The 22,662-nt window shown below is 69.6% G+C and carries 29 protein-coding genes; 3 read left to right on the top strand and 26 right to left on the bottom strand.

Features of this window, described 5'->3' with window-relative positions:
- Position 1 precedes the first annotated feature (1 nt).
- From rpmD to rpsJ, 20 genes are all read right to left on the bottom strand, one after another.
- Positions 2-184, bottom strand: a complete 183-nt coding sequence (gene rpmD / locus ABZ261_RS16960; RefSeq protein WP_003998814.1) for a 50S ribosomal protein L30 — start codon at positions 182-184, stop codon at positions 2-4.
- A 2-nt stretch (positions 185-186) separates the two neighbouring features.
- Positions 187-792: a 30S ribosomal protein S5 gene (gene rpsE, locus ABZ261_RS16955; protein WP_014674381.1), complete on the bottom strand. Its 606-nt coding sequence runs from the start codon at positions 790-792 to the stop codon at positions 187-189.
- A 41-nt stretch (positions 793-833) separates the two neighbouring features.
- Positions 834-1,217 carry a 50S ribosomal protein L18 gene (gene rplR, locus ABZ261_RS16950; RefSeq protein ID WP_356859807.1) on the bottom strand — a complete coding sequence of 128 codons (384 nt, stop codon included), beginning with the start codon at positions 1,215-1,217 and terminating at the stop codon, positions 834-836.
- 3 nt (positions 1,218-1,220) lie between these two features.
- Positions 1,221-1,760, bottom strand: coding sequence for a 50S ribosomal protein L6 (gene rplF, locus ABZ261_RS16945; protein WP_356859805.1), 540 nt, complete (start codon positions 1,758-1,760; stop codon positions 1,221-1,223).
- A 24-nt stretch (positions 1,761-1,784) separates the two neighbouring features.
- Entirely contained in the window at positions 1,785-2,183 is a 399-nt protein-coding gene (gene rpsH / locus ABZ261_RS16940; protein WP_043503329.1) for a 30S ribosomal protein S8, read from the bottom strand.
- Positions 2,184-2,396: 213 nt separating this feature from the next.
- Positions 2,397-2,582 (bottom strand): type Z 30S ribosomal protein S14, encoded by a 186-nt coding sequence (locus ABZ261_RS16935; protein ID WP_003956452.1) that lies wholly within the window; start codon positions 2,580-2,582, stop codon positions 2,397-2,399.
- Between the two features lie 5 nt (positions 2,583-2,587).
- Complete coding sequence (rplE, locus tag ABZ261_RS16930; protein ID WP_030345436.1) at positions 2,588-3,145, bottom strand: 50S ribosomal protein L5; 558 nt, start codon at positions 3,143-3,145, stop codon at positions 2,588-2,590.
- Positions 3,145-3,468 carry a 50S ribosomal protein L24 gene (gene rplX, locus ABZ261_RS16925; RefSeq protein ID WP_196460383.1) on the bottom strand — a complete coding sequence of 108 codons (324 nt, stop codon included), beginning with the start codon at positions 3,466-3,468 and terminating at the stop codon, positions 3,145-3,147. Before rplX ends, rplE begins: the two co-directional genes overlap by 1 nt.
- 2 nt (positions 3,469-3,470) lie before the next feature.
- Positions 3,471-3,839, bottom strand: a complete 369-nt coding sequence (gene rplN / locus ABZ261_RS16920; protein ID WP_003998823.1) for a 50S ribosomal protein L14 — start codon at positions 3,837-3,839, stop codon at positions 3,471-3,473.
- 98 nt (positions 3,840-3,937) lie between these two features.
- Complete coding sequence (rpsQ, locus tag ABZ261_RS16915; RefSeq protein WP_039656223.1) at positions 3,938-4,222, bottom strand: 30S ribosomal protein S17; 285 nt, start codon at positions 4,220-4,222, stop codon at positions 3,938-3,940.
- On the bottom strand, positions 4,222-4,446 hold the full coding sequence (rpmC, locus tag ABZ261_RS16910) for a 50S ribosomal protein L29 (RefSeq protein ID WP_007494763.1): 225 nt from the start codon (positions 4,444-4,446) through the stop codon (positions 4,222-4,224). The genes rpsQ and rpmC overlap by 1 nt, the downstream gene beginning before the upstream one ends.
- Positions 4,446-4,865 (bottom strand): 50S ribosomal protein L16, encoded by a 420-nt coding sequence (rplP, locus tag ABZ261_RS16905; protein WP_356859803.1) that lies wholly within the window; start codon positions 4,863-4,865, stop codon positions 4,446-4,448. Before rplP ends, rpmC begins: the two co-directional genes overlap by 1 nt.
- Positions 4,866-4,868: 3 nt before the next feature.
- Entirely contained in the window at positions 4,869-5,699 is an 831-nt protein-coding gene (rpsC, locus tag ABZ261_RS16900; protein WP_356859801.1) for a 30S ribosomal protein S3, read from the bottom strand.
- Positions 5,699-6,046 (bottom strand): 50S ribosomal protein L22, encoded by a 348-nt coding sequence (gene rplV, locus ABZ261_RS16895; protein WP_028420772.1) that lies wholly within the window; start codon positions 6,044-6,046, stop codon positions 5,699-5,701. The genes rpsC and rplV overlap by 1 nt, the downstream gene beginning before the upstream one ends.
- A gap of 41 nt (positions 6,047-6,087) precedes the next feature.
- On the bottom strand, positions 6,088-6,369 hold the full coding sequence (gene rpsS / locus ABZ261_RS16890) for a 30S ribosomal protein S19 (protein WP_006130777.1): 282 nt from the start codon (positions 6,367-6,369) through the stop codon (positions 6,088-6,090).
- A gap of 12 nt (positions 6,370-6,381) precedes the next feature.
- Positions 6,382-7,218, bottom strand: coding sequence for a 50S ribosomal protein L2 (gene rplB, locus ABZ261_RS16885; protein WP_030601203.1), 837 nt, complete (start codon positions 7,216-7,218; stop codon positions 6,382-6,384).
- A 51-nt stretch (positions 7,219-7,269) separates the two neighbouring features.
- Positions 7,270-7,689 carry a 50S ribosomal protein L23 gene (rplW, locus tag ABZ261_RS16880; protein ID WP_356859799.1) on the bottom strand — a complete coding sequence of 140 codons (420 nt, stop codon included), beginning with the start codon at positions 7,687-7,689 and terminating at the stop codon, positions 7,270-7,272.
- The gene (gene rplD / locus ABZ261_RS16875) at positions 7,689-8,342 is read right to left on the bottom strand and encodes a 50S ribosomal protein L4 (protein WP_356859797.1); all 654 of its coding nucleotides are present in this window, start codon (positions 8,340-8,342) and stop codon (positions 7,689-7,691) included. Before rplD ends, rplW begins: the two co-directional genes overlap by 1 nt.
- An 8-nt stretch (positions 8,343-8,350) precedes the next feature.
- Complete coding sequence (rplC, locus tag ABZ261_RS16870) at positions 8,351-8,995, bottom strand: 50S ribosomal protein L3 (protein WP_356859795.1); 645 nt, start codon at positions 8,993-8,995, stop codon at positions 8,351-8,353.
- An 18-nt stretch (positions 8,996-9,013) separates the two neighbouring features.
- Positions 9,014-9,322 carry a 30S ribosomal protein S10 gene (gene rpsJ / locus ABZ261_RS16865; RefSeq protein ID WP_003948644.1) on the bottom strand — a complete coding sequence of 103 codons (309 nt, stop codon included), beginning with the start codon at positions 9,320-9,322 and terminating at the stop codon, positions 9,014-9,016.
- A gap of 982 nt (positions 9,323-10,304) precedes the next feature.
- Here rpsJ and ABZ261_RS16860 point away from each other — a divergent pair.
- A complete protein-coding gene (locus tag ABZ261_RS16860) occupies positions 10,305-11,597 on the top strand; it encodes a family 16 glycosylhydrolase (protein WP_356859793.1) in 1,293 nt (430 codons plus the stop codon).
- Positions 11,598-12,056: 459 nt separating this feature from the next.
- On the opposite strand, the gene tuf is transcribed toward ABZ261_RS16860, so the two are convergent.
- The 4 genes from tuf to rpsL form a co-directional block, all read right to left on the bottom strand.
- Positions 12,057-13,250 (bottom strand): elongation factor Tu, encoded by a 1,194-nt coding sequence (tuf, locus tag ABZ261_RS16855; RefSeq protein WP_356859791.1) that lies wholly within the window; start codon positions 13,248-13,250, stop codon positions 12,057-12,059.
- A 170-nt stretch (positions 13,251-13,420) separates the two neighbouring features.
- Positions 13,421-15,547, bottom strand: a complete 2,127-nt coding sequence (gene fusA, locus ABZ261_RS16850; protein ID WP_356859789.1) for an elongation factor G — start codon at positions 15,545-15,547, stop codon at positions 13,421-13,423.
- Between the two features lie 39 nt (positions 15,548-15,586).
- Positions 15,587-16,057, bottom strand: coding sequence for a 30S ribosomal protein S7 (gene rpsG, locus ABZ261_RS16845; protein WP_264924788.1), 471 nt, complete (start codon positions 16,055-16,057; stop codon positions 15,587-15,589).
- A gap of 2 nt (positions 16,058-16,059) precedes the next feature.
- Positions 16,060-16,431: a 30S ribosomal protein S12 gene (rpsL, locus tag ABZ261_RS16840; RefSeq protein WP_003948652.1), complete on the bottom strand. Its 372-nt coding sequence runs from the start codon at positions 16,429-16,431 to the stop codon at positions 16,060-16,062.
- A gap of 303 nt (positions 16,432-16,734) precedes the next feature.
- Between rpsL and ABZ261_RS16835 the strand changes: the two genes are divergently transcribed.
- Positions 16,735-17,940, top strand: coding sequence for a hypothetical protein (locus ABZ261_RS16835; protein ID WP_356859787.1), 1,206 nt, complete (start codon positions 16,735-16,737; stop codon positions 17,938-17,940).
- Positions 17,937-19,256, top strand: a complete 1,320-nt coding sequence (locus ABZ261_RS16830; RefSeq protein WP_356859785.1) for a serine/threonine-protein kinase — start codon at positions 17,937-17,939, stop codon at positions 19,254-19,256. Before ABZ261_RS16835 ends, ABZ261_RS16830 begins: the two co-directional genes overlap by 4 nt.
- Positions 19,257-19,262: 6 nt before the next feature.
- Here the strand turns inward: ABZ261_RS16830 and ABZ261_RS16825 are convergent, their stop codons facing one another.
- Together ABZ261_RS16825 and ABZ261_RS16820 are read right to left on the bottom strand one after the other, a co-directional pair.
- Positions 19,263-22,298 (bottom strand): protein kinase, encoded by a 3,036-nt coding sequence (locus ABZ261_RS16825; RefSeq protein WP_356859783.1) that lies wholly within the window; start codon positions 22,296-22,298, stop codon positions 19,263-19,265.
- The coding region (locus tag ABZ261_RS16820) for an FHA domain-containing protein (protein WP_356859781.1) at positions 22,298-22,662 on the bottom strand (365 nt) is incomplete at its 5' end. The genes ABZ261_RS16820 and ABZ261_RS16825, both read right to left, overlap by 1 nt.

Here is a 22,662-nt window from a genome sequence, read left to right as displayed (position 1 = left end):
ATCAGTCGACCTCCTCGACCGTCACGAGGTGGCGGACGGTGTGCACCATTCCGCGGAACTCGGGGCGGTCCTCCTTGACGACCACGGTGTTGATCCCCTTGAGACCAAGCGACCGCAGGGTGTCACGGTGGTTCTGCTTGCTGCCGATGTAGGACTTGACCTGCGTGATCTTGAGCTGCGCCATGATTACGCACCCACCCCGGCACGCGCACGCAGCAGAGCCGCGGGAGCGACGTCCTCGAGCGGCAGACCGCGGCGGGCCGCGATCTCCTCGGGACGCTGCAGACCCTTCAGGGCCTCCACGGTCGCGTGCACGATGTTGATGGCGTTGTCGGAGCCGAGCGACTTCGACAGCACGTCGTGGATACCGGCGCACTCGAGCACGGCGCGCACCGGACCACCGGCGATCACACCGGTACCCGGCGACGCGGGCTTGAGCAGCACGACGCCGGCAGCCTTCTCACCCTGGATCGGGTGCGGGATGGTGCCCTGGATGCGGGGGACCTTGAAGAAGTGCTTCTTGGCCTCCTCGACGCCCTTGGCGATGGCGGCCGGCACCTCCTTGGCCTTGCCGTATCCGACACCCACGGTGCCGTCACCGTCGCCCACCACGACCAGCGCGGTGAAGCTGAAGCGACGACCACCCTTCACAACCTTGGCGACGCGGTTGATCGCGACGACGCGCTCAACGTACGCGGTCTTCTCGGCGGCAGCAGCGCCGCCGTCACGGCCCTTCCGGTCCCGCCGCTCGCCGCCACCGGCACCGCTGCCGCGGCGCTGGGGTCCAGCCATTGGAATTACCTCTCTCTGTTTCCGCTAGCTACGGAACCGGCTCAGAACTGCAGACCGGCTTCGCGGGCGGCGTCCGCCAGAGCGGCGATGCGCCCGGCGTACTGGTTGCCGCCGCGGTCGAACACGACCTTCTCGACACCGGCGGCCTTGGCACGCTCGGCGACCAGGGCGCCGACCTGCTTGGCCTGCGCGGACTTGTCGCCCTCGCCACCGCGGATCGACGCGTCCAGGGTGGACGCCGACGCCAGGGTGTGGCCCTTGAGGTCGTCGATCACCTGCGCCACGATGTGACGGTTCGAGCGGGTCACGACGAGACGGGGACGCTCCGCCGTACCGGACACCTTCTTGCGGATCCGGATGTGACGGCGCTTGATCGCGGCGCGCTTGTAGGCGTCGCCCTTGAGGATCTTCTGCCCGTATGCCATGGCTTACTTACCCGCCTTTCCGACCTTGCGGCGGATGACTTCGCCCTCGTACTTGACGCCCTTGGCCTTGTACGGGTCGGGCTTGCGCAGCTTGCGGATGTTGGCCGCAACCTCGCCGACCTTCTGCTTGTCGATGCCCTCGACCGAGAAACGGGTCGGGGTCTCCACCTTGAAGGAGATGCCCTCGGGGGCCTCGACCAGGATCGGGTGGCTGTAACCGAGGGCGAACTCGAGGTCCGAGCCCTTGGCGGTCACGCGGTAACCCACACCGCTGATCTCGAGCTTCTTGACGTATCCCTGGGTCACACCGGTGATCATGTTCGCCACCAGCGTGCGGGACAGGCCGTGCAGGGCCTTGCTCTGCCGCTCGTCGTTCGGGCGCGTCACCTGGAGGGTGCCGTCCTCGCCCTTAGCGATCTCGATCGGCGCGACGATGGTGTGGGTCAGTTCGCCCTTGGGGCCCTTGACCTTGACCGTACGGCCGTCGATGGTGACGTCCACGCCGGCGGGAACCGGGATGGGGAGCTTGCCGATACGCGACATAGCTGTTTCCTCCGTTCCCTTCCGTTACCAGACGTAGGCGAGGACTTCCCCACCCACGCCCTTCTTCTGCGCCTGCTTGTCGGTGAGCAGACCGTGGGACGTGGAGATGATCGCCACGCCGAGGCCGCCGAGCACCTTCGGCAGGTTGGTGGACTTCGCGTACACCCGGAGACCGGGCTTGGAGATCCGCTTGATGCCCGCGATGGAGCGCTCACGGTTGGGGCCGAACTTCAGCTCCAGGACGAGGTTCTTGCCGACCTCGGCGTCCTCGACCTTCCAGCCCGTGATGAAGCCCTCCTGCTGGAGGATCTCCGCGATGTGAGACTTGATCTTGGAGTGCGGCATCGACACCGAGTCGTGGTACGCCGAGTTCGCGTTCCGCAGACGCGTCAGCATGTCTGCGATCGGATCAGTCATGGTCATGAATTGGCCTGTGGCCTTTCTCGCCGGGGTTTCCTATATGCGCCATCCCTCTCCCCGTACTTCTCGACGGGACGGGTGCGGTGCGGGGACCTACGGCGTAGTAAGTCGATCCAGGGCGGCAGAGCCCAACCCCACAAGCCTACGGCATACGAGGTGGGGGCCCTGCCGACCCAGTTGCTTACCGAGAGGTCCCAGAATCCCTGAAAGCAGGGATTACCAGGAGCTCTTGGTCACGCCCGGCAGCTCGCCACGGTGAGCCATCTCACGGAGGCACACGCGGCAGAGGCCGAACTTGCGGTAGACGGAGTGCGGACGACCGCAGCGCTGGCAACGGGTGTACGCGCGCACGCCGAACTTGGGCTTGCGAGCAGCCTTCGCGATGAGAGCCTTCTTCGCCATCTCGCTCACGCCTCCTTGAACGGGAAGCCGAGGTGACGGAGCAGGGCACGGCCCTCTTCGTCGTTGGTCGCCGTGGTCACCACGGTGATGTCCATACCCCGGACGCGGTCGATCTTGTCCTGGTCGATCTCGTGGAACATGACCTGCTCCGTGAGACCGAAGGTGTAGTTGCCACGGCCGTCGAACTGCTTCGGGGACAGGCCGCGGAAGTCGCGGATGCGCGGCAGCGCGAGCGACAGGGTGCGGTCCAGGAACTCCCACATGCGGTCGCCACGGAGCGTGACGTGGGCACCGATCGGCTGGCCCTCGCGCAGCTTGAACTGCGCGATGGACTTGCGGGCCTTGGTGACGGCCGGCTTCTGACCGGTGATGGTGGTCAGGTCGCGGATCGCGCCCTCGATCAGCTTCGAGTCACGGGCGGCGTCGCCGACGCCCATGTTGACCACGATCTTGACGAGGCCGGGAACCTGCATGACGTTCTCGTACTTGAACTCGTCACGCAGCTTGCCCGCGATCTCCTCGCGGTACTTCTGCTTCAGACGCGGAGTGGTGGTGGTAGCCATCAGATGTCCTCACCCGTCCGCTTGGCAACGCGGATCTTGTTGCCCTCTTCGTCGAAGCGGTAGCCGACACGCGTGACGACCTTCTTGCCGTCCTTCTCCACGACCAGCTGGACGTTGGAGACGTGGATCGGCGCCTCGGTGGTCACGATGCCGCCGGCCTGGGAACCGCGCGCGGTCGGACCGGCCTTCGTGTGCTTCTTGACCCGGTTGACACCCTCGACCAGGACGCGCTCCTCGCGCGGGTAAGCGGCAATGACCTTGCCCTGCTTGCCCTTGTCCTTGCCGGTGATGACCTGGACCAGGTCGCCCTTCTTGATCTTCATGCTTACAGCACCTCCGGCGCGAGCGAGATGATCTTCATGAACTTCTTCTCGCGCAGCTCACGGCCGACCGGGCCGAAGATACGGGTGCCGCGAGGGTCGCCGTCGTTCTTCAGAATGACGGCGGCGTTCTCGTCGAAGCGGATGTACGAGCCGTCCGGACGGCGGCGCTCCTTGACGGTGCGAACGATGACCGCCTTGACGACGTCACCCTTCTTCACGTTGCCACCGGGGATCGCGTCCTTGACGGTGGCGACGATGACGTCACCGATGCCCGCGTAGCGGCGACCGGAGCCACCGAGCACACGGATGCAAAGGATCTCCTTCGCACCAGTGTTGTCGGCGACACGCAGTCGCGACTCCTGCTGGATCACGTCTATCTCCTGATCGTCTGCCGGTTCCCCACCGGGACTGATTGCTCAGTCCCGGTGGAGCCTGGCGGAACTGGCCCGCGGGGTTTGCCCCGCGGGAATTACTTGGCCTTCTCGAGGATCTCGACGACGCGCCAGCGCTTCGTCGCGGACAGCGGCCGGGTCTCCATCAGGAGGACGCGGTCGCCGACACCCGCGGCATTCTGCTCGTCGTGCGCCTTGAGCTTGTTCGTACGGCGGATGACCTTGCCGTACAGCGCGTGCTTGACGCGGTCCTCGACGGCGACGACGACGGTCTTGTCCATCTTGTCGCTGACGACCAGACCCTCACGGGTCTTGCGGAAACCGCGAGCTTCCTTGTTCTCAGTCACGTTGCTCTCGCTCATCAGGCGTTCTCCACCGTCTCGATGCCGAGCTCACGCTCACGCATGAGGGTGTAGATCCGGGCGATGTCCTTGCGGACCGCCTTCAGACGGCCGTGGTTCTCGAGCTGACCGGTCGCCGCCTGGAAGCGGAGGTTGAACAGCTCTTCCTTGGCCTCGCGGAGCTTCGCCAGAAGCTCCTCGTTGCCCAGCTCGCGCAGCTCGGACGCCTTGGTACCGGCCGACATCACGCTTCACCTGCCTCGCGCTTGACGATCCGGCACTTCATCGGCAGCTTGTGGGCCGCACGCGTCAGCGCCTCACGGGCGATCTTCTCGTTGGGGTACGAAAGCTCGAACATCACACGTCCGGGCTTGACGTTGGCCACCCACCACTCCGGAGAACCCTTACCGGAACCCATGCGGGTCTCGGCCGGCTTCTTCGTCAGGGGGCGGTCCGGGTAGATGTTGATCCAGACCTTGCCGCCACGCTTGATGTGACGGGTCATGGCGATACGAGCCGCCTCGATCTGGCGGTTCGTGACGTACGCCGGGGTCAGCGCCTGGATGCCGTACTCGCCGAACGCAACCTGCGTGCCACCCTTGGCCATGCCGTTGCGCTTCGGGTGGTGCTGCTTGCGGTGCTTGACCCTACGGGGGATCAGCATGGGTCAGCTCTCCTTTCCAGCAGCGCTGGGCTCGGCGGCGGCAGCCGCGGGCGCCTCGGCCGTGCCGGCCTCGGCAGCCGCGGCGGACTGCTGCGGCTTGCGGCCGCGCCGCTCGCCACCGCGGCCGCCACGGGCCGGGCGGTCGGCGCCACCGCGGGCCGGGCGGTTGCCGGCACGGGCGGCGGCGTTCTCGGCGCGGACCTCGGCGATGTTCTTGACGTCGCCCTTGTAGATCCAGACCTTCACGCCGATGCGGCCGAAGGTCGTCTTGGCCTCGAAGAAGCCGTAGTCCACGTTCGCGCGGAGCGTGTGCAGGGGCACGCGGCCCTCGCGGTAGAACTCCGAGCGGGACATCTCGGCGCCGCCGAGACGGCCACCGCACTGGATCTTGATGCCCTTGGCGCCGGCCTTCATCGCGGACTGCATGCTCTTGCGCATGGCCCGGCGGAAGGAGACGCGGGAGGACAGCTGCTCGGCGACGGCCTGGGCCACCAGCTGGGCGTCCGTCTCCGGGTTCTTGACCTCGAGGATGTTGAGCTGGACCTGCTTGCCGGTCAGCTTCTCCAGGTCACCGCGGATGCGGTCGGCCTCGGCGCCGCGGCGGCCGATGACGATGCCCGGGCGAGCGGTGTGGATGTCCACGCGGACGCGGTCACGGGTGCGCTCGATCTCCACCTTGGAGATGCCGGCGCGCTCCATGCCGGACGTCATCATCCGGCGGATGGCGACGTCTTCCTTGACGTAGTCCTTGTACAGCTTGTCGGCGTACCAACGCGACTTGAAGTCGGTCGTGACACCGAGCCGGAACCCGTGCGGGTTTACCTTCTGGCCCATTACCGGGTTCCTTCCTTGCTGCTGACGACCACGGTGATGTGGCTGGTCCGCTTGCGGATCCGGTAGGCACGGCCCTGGGCGCGCGGACGGAACCGCTTCAGGGTCGGGCCCTCGTCGACGTACGCCTCGGAGATGTAGAGGCTGTCGACATCGGTGTGGTCGTAGTTGTGCGCGGCGTTGGCGATGGCGCTGTCGAGCACCTTGCCGACCGGCACGGAGGCTGCCTGCGGAGCGAATCGCAGGACGGCCTGGGCCTCCGTGGCGTCCATGCCACGGATGAGGTCCACCACGCGGCGGGCCTTCATGGGCGTGACGCGGATGTACCGCGCCTGGGCCCTGGCTTCCATGGTTGTCCCTTCAGTTACTTACGTGTCTGAATGCGATCCGCTTAGCGGCGCTTCGACTTCCGGTCTTCCTTGACGTGGCCCCGGAAAGTGCGGGTCGGCGAGAACTCGCCGAGCTTGTGGCCGACCATCGACTCGGTGACGAACACCGGGATGTGGGTCTTGCCGTTGTGCACCGCGATCGTGTGGCCGAGCATGGCCGGGACGATCATCGAGCGACGGGACCAGGTCTTGATGACGTTCTTGGTGCCGGCTTCGTTCTGGGCGTCCACCTTCTTCATCAGGTGGTCGTCGACGAAGGGCCCCTTCTTCAAGCTACGAGGCATCTCAACCCGTCCTTAGCGCTTCTTGTTCGTCTTGCGGCGGCGGACGATGTACTTGTTCGACGCCTTCTTGGGCGAACGAGTACGGCCTTCCTTCTTGCCCCACGGGGACACGGGGTGGCGGCCACCGGAGGTCCGGCCCTCACCACCACCGTGCGGGTGGTCGACCGGGTTCATGACCACACCACGGACGGTCGGGCGAACGCCCAGCCACCGCTTGCGGCCCGCCTTGCCCCAGTTGATGTTGCTCTGCTCGGCGTTGCCGACCTCGCCGACGGTGGCGCGGCAGCGGACGTCGACCAGGCGGATCTCGCCGGACGGCATGCGCAGGTGGGCGTAGGCGCCCTCCTTCGCGAGCAGCTGCACGGAGGCACCGGCGGAGCGGGCGAACTTGGCGCCGCCACCGGGACGGAGCTCGATCGCGTGGATCGTGGTACCGACCGGGATGTTGCGGAGGGCCAGGTTGTTGCCCGGCTTGATGTCGGCCCCGGGACCGTTCTCCACGGTGTCGCCCTGCTGCAGGTTGCGCGGGGCGAGGATGTAGCGCTTCTCGCCGTCCGCGTAGTGCAGCAGCGCGATGCGCGCGGTGCGGTTGGGGTCGTACTCGATGTGCGCGACCTTCGCCGGCACGCCGTCCTTGTCGTGACGACGGAAGTCGATCACACGGTAGGCGCGCTTGTGTCCGCCACCCTGGTGGCGAACGGTCACACGACCGGCGTTGTTACGGCCGCCCTTGCTGTGCAGGGGACGGACCAGCGACTTCTCCGGCGTGGACCGCGTGACCTCGACGAAGTCGGCGACGCTGGCGCCACGACGGCCAGGAGTCGTCGGCTTGTACTTGCGGATACCCATTGTCTCTCAGTCCTCGGAAGTGATTTCCGAAATCTGGACGATCCCGACCGCTTACGCGGTCGGACCGCCGAAGATGTCGATACGGTCGCCCTCGGCGAGGGTCACGATCGCGCGCTTGGTGGCGGCACGCTGGCCGAAGCCCGTACGGGTCCGCTTGCGCTTGCCGGCGCGGTTGATCGTGTTGACCCCGGTGACCTTGACGTCGAAGACCGCCTGGACGGCCTCCTTGATCTGGGTCTTGTTGGCACGCGGGTCGACGATGAACGTGTACTTGTTCTCGTCGAGGAGCGCGTAGCTCTTCTCGGAGACGACCGGCTTCAGCAGGACGTCACGGGGGTCCGTGTACGACTTGCTCAGCGGGGTCTCGACGGTGTTCTTGCCCTCGGTGGCGTGGCGGCGCGCCTTGGCGACGCGCGCGGCCTTGGCGGCCTTGGCGGCCTTCGAGGCGATAGCGGGGTGACGGATGGCCATCAGACCTCGCTCCCTTCGGTGTCGTTGGCCTTCGGGCCGGCGACGAAGGACTCGAAAGCGGCCTTGGTGAAGACCACGTCGTCCGAGACGAGAACGTCGTACGTGTTCAGCTGGCCCGGCTCCAGGATGTGGACCTGGGGCAGGTTGCGGGCGGACAGCCACGCGGCCTCGTCGGAGCGCTCGGCGACCAGGAGCAGGTTCTTGCGCTCCGAGATCTTGCCGAACAGGCTCTTGGCGGCCTTGGTGCTCGGGGTCTCGCCCTCGATCACGCCGGAGACGACGTGGATGCGGTTGTGGCGCGCCCGGTCGGTGAGGGCACCGCGCAGGGCGGCGGCCTTCATCTTCTTCGGGGTCCGCTGCGAGTAGTCGCGCGGCACGGGACCGTGCACGACGCCACCACCGGCGAACTGCGGCGCGCGGGTCGAGCCCTGGCGGGCGCGACCGGTGCCCTTCTGGCGGTACGGCTTCTTGCCGCCACCACGGACTTCACCGCGGGTCTTGGTCTTGTGCGTGCCCTGGCGGGCAGCGGCCAGCTGCGCGACGACGACCTGGTGGATCAGCGGAACGCTGACCTTGGCGTCGAAGATCTCCGCGGGGAGCTCGACGGAACCGGCCTTCTCGCCCGCCGGCGAAAGGATGTCAACAGTGCTCATCGGTTACCTCAGGCCCCCTTGGCCGCGGTGCGGACCAGGACGAGGCCGCCGTTCGGACCGGGAACCGCGCCCTTGATGAGCAGCAGACCCTTCTCCGCGTCAACGGCGTGGACGGTCAGGTTCTGGGTGGTGACCCGCTCGTTGCCCATACGACCCGCCATGCGGAGGCCCTTGAACACACGGCCCGGGGTGGCGCAGCCACCGATGGAACCGGGGGAGCGGTGCTTGCGCTGGGTGCCGTGACCGGCGCCGAGGCCACCGAAGTTGTGGCGCTTCATGACACCGGCGAAGCCCTTGCCCTTGCTCTTGCCGGTGACGTCGACCTTCTGGCCGGCCTCGAACACCTCAGCGGTGATCTCCTGGCCGAGCGTGTACTCGGAGGCGTCCGCGGTGCGGATCTCGACGAGGTGACGACGCGGGGTGACGTCGGCCTTGGCGAAGTGGCCCTTGAGGGGCTTGTTCACCTTGCGCGGGTCGATCTCGCCGAAGGCGATCTGGACCGACTCGTAGCCGTCGGTGTCGTTCGTACGGACCTGGGTGACGACGTTCGGCCCGGCCTTGACGACGGTGACGGGAACAACGCGGTTGTTCTCGTCCCACACCTGCGTCATACCGAGCTTCTCGCCCAGGATGCCCTTGATCTGCTTAGCCATCTCTTCAGATCACCGGCCTCAGAGCTTGATCTCGATGTCGACACCGGCCGGGAGGTCGAGTCGCATCAGAGAGTCAACGGTCTTGGGGGTCGGGTCGAGGATGTCGATCAGGCGCTTGTGCGTGCGCATCTCGAAGTGCTCGCGCGAGTCCTTGTACTTGTGCGGCGACTTGATGACGCAGTACACGTTCTTCTCAGTGGGCAGCGGCACCGGGCCCGCGACCGACGCACCCGTGCGGGTCACCGTCTCGACGATCTTCTTCGCCGAAGAGTCGATGACCTCGTGGTCGTAGGCCTTGAGCCGGATGCGGATCTTCTGTCCCGCCATGGCTACTCAGTAGTCCTGTCTCTCTTACGCTCTGGAACCCGGCGTTCGTCTTCCACTGCCTTCTCACCTCCGACCCACGCGGTCGGGCGTGTCGCGCTCCCGCTGACACAGATGTCCCTTGTCCGAACATCCCTGCGGGATTGTGACGGCCCTTCCGAACCGCGGACCGGGGGCCTCGGGCCCACCGGGCGCCTGGCCGGTGCCGCGCCCACGCTTCCCGGAAGATTCCCGTACGTCCGCCCCAGTGCTGCCCGAAGGCAGTTAGGGCGACGAGTACTGTGGGACTCGCTTCCGGTCCTCCCGGCGGGAGGCGCGCAGCATCAACACTCGACCGAGCAACTCGGACAGTCTGCCATATGGGGCAGGCCGGATGCCAATCGAGCCGTAGAGATTACCCCCGAAGTGACGTAGGTCAAACGCCGGACCCGGGGGCCGACGCCGGCAAGCCGCCGCCGCAGCGGGACGCCCGGCGGGGGGGCGGCCCGGAACCACCCTCCCCCGGCCCGCGGCGTACCGTCCGGGTCGCCGCCCGCCGCGACGCCCCCTCCCCCGGCGTACCGCCCGGCTGCCGGCCGGCCCGCCTCGCCACGGCCCGCGGGGCGCCCGCTGCGGAGATGCCGCGCGGCTGCGACGGCGTCCCCGTCGGCCGGCGCGACGAAGCCGTCGCTCGCTCCCCCGCCGCCCCGCGCGCGGCCCTCGCGGTGGAAGCGGCCCGCAGGCGGGCCGGACGCGGGGACGCACCCTCGGCGCCGAGGGGACGACCCGCACGGAGTCACATCGTCCGGTTCGGCTTAACGCTGCCTTAAACGCGCATTAAGCGATCCGGCCGTCCGCGCCTCCCGCCCAAGTCTGCGCAGCTCAGCGATAGTTGAGGGATCAATCGGGCAGTTGGTTGCACGGTGAACCGTCCGTAGCATCCCCCTCGGCCGACGAGATCGGCCGACCCCCCACGACCATCCCCACAGACAAGGTGTGTTCAGCCATGGCTGCTCATCGCGCACGCCGGTGGACGCTCGGCGGGCTCGTCCCGCTGGTCTGCGCCTCCGTCACCGCCGCGCTCGCCCTGACCACGCTCGGCTCCTCCGCCGACCGGGCCGACGCCGCGCCGGCCGCCGCAAACGCCGTGACCTGGTCCGACGAGTTCAACGGCGCAGCCGGGAGCGCTCCCGACGCGGCCAAGTGGACCGTGGAGACCGGCGGCTCCGGCAACGGCAACAACGAACTGCAGTACTACACGAACAGCCGGGACAACGCCGCCCTCGACGGCAACGGCAACCTCGTCATCACCGCCCGCAAGAACACCGACTCCGGGCTGCAGTGCTGGTACGGCTCCTGCCAGTACACCTCCGCCCGCCTCAACACCGCCCGGACCTTCACGCAGGCCTACGGTCACTTCGAGTCCCGTATCAAGGTGCCGCGGGGGCAGGGCATGTGGCCCGCGTTCTGGATGCTCGGCAACGACCTGGGCAACGTCGGCTGGCCCAACAGCGGCGAGATCGACATCATGGAGAACGTCGGCTACGAGCCCGGCGTCGTCCACGGCACCATCCACGGCCCCGGCTACTCCGGCGGCAGCGGCATCGGCGCGGCCTACACGCTCCCGGGCGGCCGGGCCTTCGCCGACGACTTCCACGTCTTCGCCGTCGACTGGAGCCCCGAGAAGATCACCTGGTCCGTCGACGGGCAGACCTACCAGACCCGCACCACGGCCGACCTGGGCGGCAAGAAGTGGGTCTACGACCACCCGTTCTTCCTGATCCTCAACCTGGCCGTCGGCGGCAACTGGCCCGGCAGCCCGGACGCGAACACGCAGTTCCCGCAGACGATGGTCGTGGACTACGTCCGCGTCTCGACCTCCGGCGGCTCGGGCGGCTCCGGCGGCGGCAACACCCCGGTCAGCGGCGCCATCAAGGGCATCGGCGGCATGTGCGTCGACGTCGCCGGCGGCTCGTCGGCCGACAGCACGCCCATCCAGCTCCACAACTGCACCGGTGTCGACGCCCAGAAGTGGACCGTCGGCAGCGACGGCACCGTGCGCGCCCTCGGCAAGTGCCTCGACGTGCGCGGCGGCTCCACCGCGGACGGCGCCGCGGTGCAGCTCTACACCTGCAACGGCTCGAAGGCCCAGCAGTGGGCCTACACCGCCGCGCACGACCTGACCAACATCGGCGCGGACAAGTGCCTGGACACCAAGGGCGGTTCCGCGGCCGACGGCACCCAGCTGCAGATCTGGACGTGCACCGGCGCCGCCAACCAGAAGTGGACGGTCGGCTGACCCCCTGACGGCCCCCACACCGACGCCCCCGGCTCCCCGCGAGCCGGGGGCGTCGTCGTCTCCGCACGCGTCACCCCGCCTCCCCGGTCTCCCCGCCTCCCCGGTCTCCCCGCCTCCCCGGTCTCCCCGCCTCCCCGGTCTCCCCGCCTCCCCGGTCCCCTCGCCTCCCCGGTCCCCTCGCCTCTCCCGGCCTCCCTGCCCCCGGTCTCCCCCGCCGCCCCACCCGCCCTGCTCCGAGGGCGGCCCGGCACCGGGGCCGGCGCGAGCGGAGGGCACGCGCCAAGGGGCTTCGGGGCACGCACGGAGGGCCCGCGGGGGACGCGTCGGCGGGCCGGCCGCGCGGGCCGCGGCGCAGGCCGTCCCGCGGCGGCCTCCGGGCATGCGAGAGGGCCCGTACGACTCAGGTCGTACGGGCCCTCTCAGGCCTGTGAGGTCAGGCGACCCTCAAGCAAGCGGTGCTTACTTGACGATCTTGGTGACCTGGCCGGCGCCCACGGTGCGGCCACCCTCGCGGATGGCGAACTTCAGGCCCTCTTCCATGGCGACGGGCTGGATGAGCTCCACCTTCATCTCGGTGTTGTCACCCGGCATGACCATCTCGGTGCCCTCGGGGAGGGTCACCACGCCGGTCACGTCCGTCGTGCGGAAGTAGAACTGCGGACGGTAGTTGTTGAAGAACGGCGTGTGGCGGCCACCCTCGTCCTTGGACAGGATGTAGGCCTGCGCCTCGAACTCGGTGTGCGGGGTGACCGAGCCCGGCTTGATGATGACCTGGCCGCGCTCGACGTCCTCGCGCTTGATACCGCGGAGAAGCAGACCGACGTTCTCACCGGCCTGGCCCTCGTCCAGCAGCTTACGGAACATCTCGATGCCCGTAACCGTGGTCTTGGTCTTCTCTTCCTTGATGCCGATGATCTCGACTTCCTCGTTCACCTTGAGGACACCGCGCTCGATACGGCCGGTGACGACCGTACCGCGACCGGTGATGGTGAAGACGTCCTCGATCGGCATGAGGAACGGCTTGTCGACGTCGCGCTCCGGCTCCGGGATCGCGGTGTCGACGGCGTTCATGAGCTCGAGCACCGACTTGGTCCACTGCTCGTCGCCCTCGAGGGCCTTGAGCGCGGAGACCTTGACGACCGGAACGTCGTCGCCCGGGAACTCGTACTCGGTGAGGAGCTCACGGACCTCGAGCTCGACGAGCTCCAGGATCTCCTCGTCGTCCACCATGTCGGCCTTGTTCAGGGCGACGACGATGTACGGAACGCCGACCTGGCGGGCCAGGAGCACGTGCTCCTTGGTCTGCGGCATCGGGCCGTCGGTGGCGGCGACCACCAGGATCGCGCCGTCCATCTGCGCGGCACCGGTGATCATGTTCTTGATGTAGTCCGCGTGACCCGGGCAGTCGACGTGGGCGTAGTGACGCGCCTCGGTCTGGTACTCGACGTGCGCGATGGAGATGGTGATACCGCGCTGACGCTCCTCAGGAGCCTTGTCGATGTTGTCGAACGGGGTGGCCTCGTTCAGGTCCGGGTACGCGTCGTGCAGCACCTTGGTAATGGCGGCCGTGAGGGTCGTCTTACCGTGGTCGATGTGACCGATGGTGCCGATGTTGACGTGCGGCTTAGTCCGCTCGAACTTCGCCTTCGCCACTGGGGTCCTCCTGTGGAGTGGTTCTGTACGCCTTACTTCATCGGCGCCAGGTGATCTTTGCTGTTAAAGCCCGGAACCGGGGGCAGACGGCCGTGTGTGCGGCCGTGTGCCCCACGAGGCTCCGGAGTCAAGCCTACGGCGTGTGAACGCAGCGTGTTAAACGCGGCGTATCACTCGCCCTTGGCCTTCGCGATGATCTCCTCGGCGACGTTCCGCGGAACCTCGGCGTAGGAGTCGAACTGCATCGAGTAGCTTGCGCGACCCGACGTCTTGCTGCGGAGGTCGCCGACGTAGCCGAACATCTCCGACAGGGGCACGAGGCCCTTCACGACGCGGGCACCAGCCCGCTCCTCCATGGCCTGGATCTGGCCACGGCGGGAGTTGATGTCGCCGATGACGTCGCCCATGTAGTCCTCGGGCGTGGTGACCTCGACGGCCATCATCGGCTCGAGCAGCACGGGCTTCGCCTTGCGCGCGGCCTCCTTGAAGGCCTGCGAACCGGCGATCTTGAAGGCGAGCTCGGAGGAGTCGACCTCGTGGTAGGCGCCGTCGAGCAGGATGACCCGGACACCGGTCATCTCGTAGCCGGCGAGGATACCGAACTGCATCGCCTCCTGGCAGCCGGCGTCGACCGAGGGGATGTACTCCTTCGGGATGCGACCACCGGTCACCTGGTTCACGAACTCGTACGAGGTGTCGCCGCTCTCGATCGGCTCGATCGAGATGATGACGCGACCGAACTGACCCGTACCACCCGTCTGCTTCTTGTGGGTGTACTCGACCTTCTCCACCTTCTGGCGGATGGTCTCGCGGTACGCGACCTGCGGCTTGCCGACGTTGGCCTCGACCTTGAACTCACGGCGCATACGGTCGACCAGCACCTCGAGGTGCAGCTCGCCCATGCCGCCGATGATGGTCTGGCCGGTCTCCTCGTCCGAGTGGACCTGGAAGGACGGGTCCTCCTCGGCCAGGCGCTGGATCGCGACGCCCAGCTTCTCCTGGTCGCCCTTCGACTTGGGCTCGATGGCGACCTGGATGACCGGCGCCGGGAAGTCCATGGACTCCAGGATGACCGGCGACTTGTCGTCGCACAGGGTCTCACCGGTGGTGGTCTGCTTCAGGCCCATGACGGCGACGATGTCGCCGGCGCCCACCGACTCGATCTCCTCACGCTTGTTGGCGTGCATGCGGTAGATCTTGCCGATGCGCTCCTTCTTGCCCTTGACGGAGTTGAGCACCGAGGTGCCGGACTCCAGGCGGCCGGAGTACACGCGGACGAAGGTGAGCTTGCCGAGGTGCGGGTCGCTCATGATCTTGAACGCCAGCGCGGCGAGCGGCTCGTCGTCGGACGGCTTGCGCTTGATGACCGTCTCCGGGTCCTTGACGTCGTGGCCCTCGATGGCCTCGATGTCGACCGGGGACGGCAGGTAGCGCACGACCGCGTCGAGCAGGGGCTGGACGCCCTTGTTCTTGAACGCGGTGCCGCAGAACACCGGGGTCACGGTGGTGCCGGTGCCCTTGCCGGACGCGATGGTGATACGACGGATCGCGGCGTACAGCTGCTCCTCGGTGGGCTCCTCGCCCTCCAGGTACAGCTCCATGATCTCTTCGTCGTTCTCGGCGACGGCCTCGACCAGCTTGCCGCGCCACTCCTCGGCGGCCTCGGTGTGCGTGGCCGGGATGTCGACGACGTCGTACATCTCGCCCTTGGTCGCCTCCGCGGACCAGACCAGGGCCTTCATGCGGACCAGGTCCACAACGCCCTTGAAGTCGGCCTCGGCGCCGATCGGCAGCTGCATGACCAGCGGCTGCGCGCCCAGACGGTCGGAGATCATGTCGACGCAGCGGTGGAACTCGGCACCGGTGCGGTCGAGCTTGTTGACGAAGCAGATGCGCGGAACGCCGTAGCGGTCCGCCTGACGCCACACCGTCTCGGACTGGGGCTCGACGCCGGCGACGCCGTCGAACACCGTGACAGCACCGTCGAGCACGCGCAGGGAGCGCTCCACCTCGACGGTGAAGTCCACGTGACCCGGCGTGTCGATGATGTTGATGGTGTGGTCGACGTTCTCCAGCGACCAGTGACAGGTGGTGGCAGCAGAGGTGATCGTGATGCCACGCTCCTGCTCCTGCTCCATCCAGTCCATGGTGGCAGCGCCGTCGTGGACCTCACCGATCTTGTAGGACACACCGGTGTAGAACAGGATCCGCTCGGTGGTGGTCGTCTTGCCCGCGTCGATGTGGGCCATGATGCCGATGTTGCGCACCCTGGCCAGGTCAAGCGAAGTGGTAGCCATAAGGCTTTCGTCTTCTCTCGGTTCTCGATGGGGTAGCGACTACCAGCGGTAGTGCGCGAAGGCCTTGTTGGACTCGGCCATCTTGTGCGTGTCCTCGCGCTTCTTCACAGCGGCGCCGAGGCCGTTGGACGCGTCGAGGAGCTCGTTGAGCAGACGCTCGGTCATGGTCTTCTCGCGACGGGCGCGGGAGTAGCCGACGAGCCAGCGCAGCGCCAGGGTGTTGGCACGGCCGGGCTTGACCTCGACCGGGACCTGGTAGGTGGCGCCACCGACACGGCGGGACTTGACCTCGATGGTCGGCTTGATGTTCTCGAGAGCGCGCTTGAGGGTGATGACCGGGTCGTTGCCGGTCTTCTCCCGCAGGCCCTCCATGGCGCCGTAGACGATGCGCTCGGCGGTGGAGCGCTTGCCGTTCAGCAGCACCTTGTTGATCAGGGAGGTCACCAGAGGAGAACCGTAGACCGGGTCGATGATGACCGGGCGCTTCGGGGCGGGGCCCTTACGAGGCATTCTTACTTCTCCTTCTTGGCGCCGTAACGGCTGCGAGCCTGCTTGCGGTTCTTGACACCCTGGGTGTCGAGCGAGCCGCGGATGATCTTGTAGCGAACACCCGGCAGGTCCTTCACACGGCCGCCGCGCACGAGCACGATGGAGTGCTCCTGCAGGTTGTGTCCCTCACCCGGAATGTAAGCGGTGACCTCGATACCGCTGGTCAGACGCACACGCGCGACCTTGCGGAGGGCCGAGTTCGGCTTCTTCGGGGTGGTCGTGAACACACGCGTGCAGACGCCGCGACGCTGGGGCGAACCCTCGAGTGCGGGCGTCTTGTTCTTCTCGACCTTGTCCTGCCGGCCCTTGCGGACCAGCTGCTGGATCGTAGGCACTACTTCTCCGGTTTCTGTGTGCCGATGGGTACAGCTAACCTGGAACGTCGCCGACCCACGCGGTCGGGTGTGTCGAATCCGCCAGACTCCCGCCGCAAGGCGAAAAGGGCGCAGATTACGGTGGCCGGTCGCGGCTCGCCGTGCGGTTCACAGGCACGCACAGGAGCCAGGGCACACCCCAGGCACAAGGTCTGAGCGTACCCATCGCGTCGAGCTGGGTCAAAATAAAAGGGGTTCGTCTCCGCCTGCACCGGTTCCGCGCAACACGCCGCGCCGCGGACACCGCCCCGCTAGCCTCCGGCCATGCCCTCCCGACCCAGGCTCACACCGGACGCCTCCTCGGCCGATTTCGTGGTGGATGTCGCCAATGTCGTGCGCGAACCGTCGCTGGGCGGCAGCCGGGGCGCGGATCTCGGCCGGTTCCTCGCGCTGCTCGACGGGCTCGCCGCCTTCACCGGGGACGACACCACGCAGGTGTACGCGGTGTGCGACCGGTCACTGCTCACCGACGGCCGGCTGACCCGCGAGGAGCGGCGGACGCTGGCCGGCTGGCACCGGGCCGGGCTGCTGGCCGTCTGGGACGTGGCCGACCACCGGATCATCGAGGCCGCCGAGGCGACGACGGCACAGGTGGTCACGTACGACGGCTTCCTCGACTTCCACCGCCGCCACCCCTGGCTGTACGGCAACCGCGACCGCTTCGTGGAGCCGTTCGCCGGTCCCGGCGGCGCCGTCTCGGTGCGGCGCCGGATCATGCCGGAACCGGACGAATGGCAGATGTCCCGCAAGGAGGAGGAGAGCGCCCTGCTGGCGGCCGGCCTGTACGACCGCCGGGACGGCGCCGGCCCGCGCACGGGGCTGCTGCTGCGCCGATGGCGCTGCCCGGAGCCGGACTGCGCCGCGTTCGGGCCGGCGGGGCACGGGACGCTGCCCCGGCGGCAGGGCCGGAACGGGCGGGTGGTGTGCCCCGAGCACCTGAGCGAGCTGACCGACCTGGGGCCCCGGCCCCGCCGGCTCCAGCTCAAGCTCCGCGTGGACGGGGCGGTGCGCCACCGCTTCCTGGTCACCGAGGGGCAGGACCTGGCGGTCGGGCGGCACCCGCGCAGGGAACCCGGCGTACCGCTGGCGCCGTGGCTGCCGCAGCGGTCACCGGCCCGCGTCTGGATCAGCCGCGACCATGTGCTGCTGCGCGTCTGCGGCGGGAAGCTGCTGGTCAGCGACATCAGCGTCAACGGCACCCGGCTCCGGCTGCCGGACGGCCGGACGGAGCGGGCGCCGCGCGAGACGTTCCGCGCCGTCGGTCACCGGCACGTCGTGCTGCTGCACGACACGGTGCAGCTCGTGCTCAGCGGGCGGTCGTTCCTCTACGAGGAGGGGGCCGAGGGCGAGCCGCCGCCCCGGCCCGGGCCGGGGGCGGCGGACGAGTCGCGGCAACCGACCATGCTGGCCGCGCCCCCGCTCCCGCCCCGGTCCCGGCCCGCCCGGCGCCGCGGGAGGCGGAGGCGGTGAGACCGGGAACGCTGGTGCTCGGCCGCTACCGGATCGAGCGGGAGCTCGGCCACGGCGGGCAGGGGACGGTCCACCGGGCCGTGGACACCCGCCTGGGCCGGCGCCGGCTGGTCGCGGTGAAGGTCCTCCACACGGACCCCGGGGATCCGACCGACCGCCGCTGGATGATGGCCAGGCGCTTCGACCGCGAGGTGGAGATCCTCGCCGACCTCCACCACGACCACATCGTCACGGTGTTCGACCGGGGCGAGCACGACGGGACGCCGTTGCTGGTGATGGAGCACGTGCCCGGATCGTCGCTGGCCGAGCGCATGACCGCGCCGGTGCGGCCCACGGCGGCCGAGGTGGCGGCCTGGGGCGCGCAGACGGCGTCCGGGCTGCTCGCGGCGCACCGGGCGGGCGTCTCGCACCGCGACGTGAAGCCGTCCAACCTGCTGCTGAGCGCCGCCGGACTGATCAAGATCTGTGACTTCGGGCTGGTCACCCGGCCACGCGGGCGGACGCGGCTCACCGTACGGGGTGCGGGCGTGCTGGGCTCACCCGGCTACATGTCCCCGGAGCAGGCGGCCTGCCGGCCCGGGGACGCCCGCTCCGACGTGTTCTCGCTGGGGGTGACGCTGTACGCGGTCCTCGCCGGCGGGTCCCCGTTCGCCGACGAGGACGCCGAACGCGCCCGGACGCGGGTGCTCGACGAGACCCCGCCGCCGGTGACGCACTGGCGGCCGGACGTCCCCTCCCCGCTGAGCGACCTGCTGGGGCGCATGACGGCGCGGGAGCCGGCGGCACGCCCGCGCCTGCCGGAGGTGCTCGCCGCGCTGGACGACCTCGCCCGGCTCCCGGCCCGCGGCCCGTCCCGGCAGCCGGCCCAGCGGCCCGCACCGGGGCCGTCGGTCAGTCCGGCGGGGAAGGACACGCCGGGAGCGGACTACGGCCGGGACTACGGCCCGGACGGCGGCCCGGACGACGGCCCGGACGAGCGGAACGTGCCGACGGGGGTGCCCGACGGCCTCACCGCCGTCTACTGGCCGCGGCTGGAGGCGGCGGAGGGGCTGCTGGCACGGGGCCGCTGGGAGGAGGCCGACGAGGAGTTCCGCCTGATCACGCTCGACATCACCGCCGAGGGGGGCCGTGCGCAGCAGCACCCGGCCTTCTTCGCCGCCCTGTACGGGCGGGTCCGTGCGCTGGAGGGCCGGGGCCGGCGGATCCGGGCGGCGCAGCGCCTGGCCCGGCTCCAGCAGCATCTGCGCCCCGCCCTGGGCGGCACGCATCCCCTCGCCCGGGTGGTGGCCGCGCACCGGGTCGCGGACACGCCCTGACCGACGTCACTGGGTGCGGCCGTTCCACCAGGCCTTGATGAGTTCGGTCAGCCGGGACCCGGCGGCTGGCTGAGCGGGCGGCACGGCACTGTTCGCGGTCTTCTGCTGCGCGGCCCCGGCGGACTGCGCCTTCTTGCCCTGTGCGGCTCCGGAGGACGCCTTCTTCGCCTTGTGCGGCGCGGTCTGCCCGGACTGGGCCTTCTTCGCCTTCGGCTGCGGCCCCTTCGGCTGCGGGGACTTGGGCTGCGGGGACTTAGGCTGCGGGGACTTCGAGGGGGCGGGTGCGGGCTTGGCGGCTTTCGCCTGAGCGCTCTTCCCCTGCTTCGGCTGCGTGGCCTTGGCCTGCGTGGTCTTGGCCTGGGTGGTCTTGGCCTGGGTGGACTTGGCCTGCGTCGTCTTCCCCTGGGCGGCCTTCGTCTGCGGGAGCTTGGTCTGTGGGGACTTGGGCTGCTGGGCCTTCGCCTGGGGCGGCTTCGCCGGCGCGGCGGTCGCGGACTGGGCCTTGGGCGTCTGGGACTTGGTCGCCTGGGATTTGGTCGCCTGCGCCTTGCTCGCCTGCGCCTTGGACGGCGTGGCACCGGCCGCGGACTTCGCCGGCTGCGCGGCGCCGTACCGTCGTGCCAGCGGCAGCAGGGCCGCCTCCACCGCTGCGCCCTGTCTCGAACCGTGGCCGCCCAGTTCCGCCAGGACGGGTGCGAACCACGCGCCCCTCGCCCCGGACCTGGCGTCCTCCTTCCCGGCCGCCTCGCTCAGCGTCCGCCAGGCGTGGTCGGTGCCCAGGCCGAGCAGCAGCCCCGCCGCGAGCACCTGGTCGGCGCGCTCGGCCGGGGACACCCCGTGACGCCCCAGGCTCCGCCAGAGGGTCTGCTGGAACCGCGCCAGCGTCTCCCACGCCGGTCCCAGCGCCGCGAGGGCCCGGAAGCCGGAGAGGGCGTCCAGGGCGAGGGGCGCGGCCAGCGTCCGCACGAAGGTGTGGGCCTTGGTCCCGGACGCCTTGCCGAGGACGGCCCCGCAGGCGTCGATCACGCCCTGCACCGTGACGTTGCGGCCGCCGTACGGCGCGGCGCCCGCCGGTGCGAGCCAGCGCAGCAGGTACAGCAGCTTCACATCGGTGCCGGCTCCGCCGGTGAGCCGCTGCCCCAGCAGCGTGCCCAGGTCGTCGACGCGGCCCTCGGGACTCTCCTTCAGCGTGCGCAGCCAGGCGGCCAGCTCGCCCGCCCGCGGAGCGCCGGACGCATCGAGGAAGACGCTCATCGCCTCGTCCTTGTGCGTCCGCAGCGCCTGGGCGAGGGCCGCGCCGGTGCGGTGCCGGCCGTGGAAGTCGAGGACCGGCGGCGACGCGGGCTGCGTGTGCGCCTTCTCCGGTGCTTTCGGCGCGGTGGCGGAGGACGGTGTCTTCGGTGTCTTCGCCTTCTCGGCCGCCGTTTCCCCGTCCGCCGCCGCCAGCGCCACGGGCCCGCACACCGCCCGTGCCACCAGGCCCAGCAGGCTGCCGCGCGCATCGAACCGGCGCACCAGGGCGTCGTACCAGTCCACCGCCGCCCCGGGCGGAGCGGCCTCGGGCCGGGCCAGTTGCCGCACCGCGTCCTCGGCCCCCGGGTAGGGCAGGAGGGCCAGCAGCATCAGCGCTTCCACGACCGGCTGCGCGGGTTCGAGCCGCCGCCTCACGTGCGGACTCTGCGCCGCGACGGCCCCCTCCCACTCCGTCCGGGCCGCCAGCCACGCGGCGTGGACGCCCTTGAGCGCCTCGAAGCCGGGACAGCGCGCCCACTGCCTGAGCAGCTGACCGCTTGCGACGACGGCCATCGCGCGGCGGTCGGCGGCGTCGGCCCCCGTCTGGCCGGCCCGGACGCACAGCCGGACCAGAGCGGCCGGCCGGAGCGGACCGGCGTCCAGGACCGGCGGGCTCATGGGGTCGAGCCAGTGCAGCAGGTGGTTGAGCCGCACGATCGGATCCTGGCCGGTGGAGGCGACCTGGGCGGGGAGCTGCCTGCCGGTCCAGGCGGCCAGTGCGCGCAGCCGGGCCGGGCCGGCGCCCGGGGCGGTGCCGGGGGCGGCTGCGTCGCCGGGCGGTCCGAAGAACTCCTCGGCCGCGCGTCTGGGCCGCCGGCTCAGTGCGGCGGCCAGTCCGAGCGGTGACCGGTACTCCTCCCCGTCGTACGCGAACGTGCTCGCCTCAGGCCGCTGGACCGGGCCGGGCGCCGGCTGCTGGGCGTCGGCCGCGGGCCTCGCCGGAGCCGGGCCGGGGTCGCGGACGGTGGCCTGCTGGGCGGCGCCGGACGCCGCGGCCGGCACGTCGTCGCCGTGCAGCCAGGCGAGGGCCTCTCCGCTCCCCCACCGGCGCTCGGGGTCGGCCACCAGCAGCCCGGCGCATAGCGTGCGCCACCGCGGCGGCAGCTTGTCGAGGTGGGTGATCTCGCCGTCGCGCACCAGCGCCTTGATCTGAGCGGCACTGCGACCGCCGAACAGCACGGCCCCGGTGGCGAGTTCGTAGACGATGGCCCCCAGCGACCACCAGTCCCAGGCCGGCGTGATCAGCGGGTCGTACGCCTCCGGCGGCGCGTATCCGACGGTGTAGGCGACGCGGGTCTGCTGCCGGGGCGCCCGGCTGATGCCGAAGTCGGAGATCTTCACGGCCCGGGCGGCGGGGTCGTAGAGGATGTTGGCCGGCTTCAGGTCGCGGTGCACGATGTCCGCGGTGTGCAACTGGTTGATGCCGCCGATGAGTTCGCGTACCACCGCGAGCAGTTCGTCCTGCGCCATGGGCCCCTGCCCCTGGAGGCTGCGGCCGCGGAAGTACGGCATGACCTCGTAGTCGCGCAGGTCCTGAAGCTGCCCGGTGTGGCTGATCTGCATGAGGGCGCGGTGGGTGAGGAGCTTGAGGCGGCTCCAGACCAGGCGGTCGGCCGCGCCCTGCTCGTGGTAGATCTTCAGCGCCCATTCGCGGCCCGCGCGGTCCCGGGCGCGGTAGACGACCGCTTCTCCGCCGCTGCCGATCTGCTCCAGCACGTCGTACGTGCCGAGGGGGTCCGGTAACCGCATCAGCGATCACCGTCCCGGACGACCCGTGCCTCGATGTCCTTCGCCAGCCGCAGCCGGACCCCGGGCAGGAGAGCGGTGGTGACGTGGGGGGTGAGCGGGCGGCCGTCGAGGAAGGTGCCGTTGGTGGAGCCCTCGTCGCGGATCCAGGGCGTGCCGTCCTCGTCCACTCCGACGGTGGCATGGCTGCGGGAGAGGTTGGCGTGCCCGCCGAGGATCCGCGAGGGGCCCTCGGCGCGACGCCCCAGCAGGATCCGGCCGCCGGCCGGCACCCGTACCACTCCCACCCCGAACTCCAGCCGCAGCCCGCGCACCGGGCGCTCCCGCACCGTCGGTGTCTCCGCCGCCCCGTGGCCGAGGGCCCCGG

The organism is Streptomyces sp. NPDC006193 (assembly GCF_040613915.1).
GTDB lineage: Bacteria > Actinomycetota > Actinomycetes > Streptomycetales > Streptomycetaceae > Streptomyces.
This window is presented reverse-complemented; position numbering and strand designations above follow the sequence as displayed.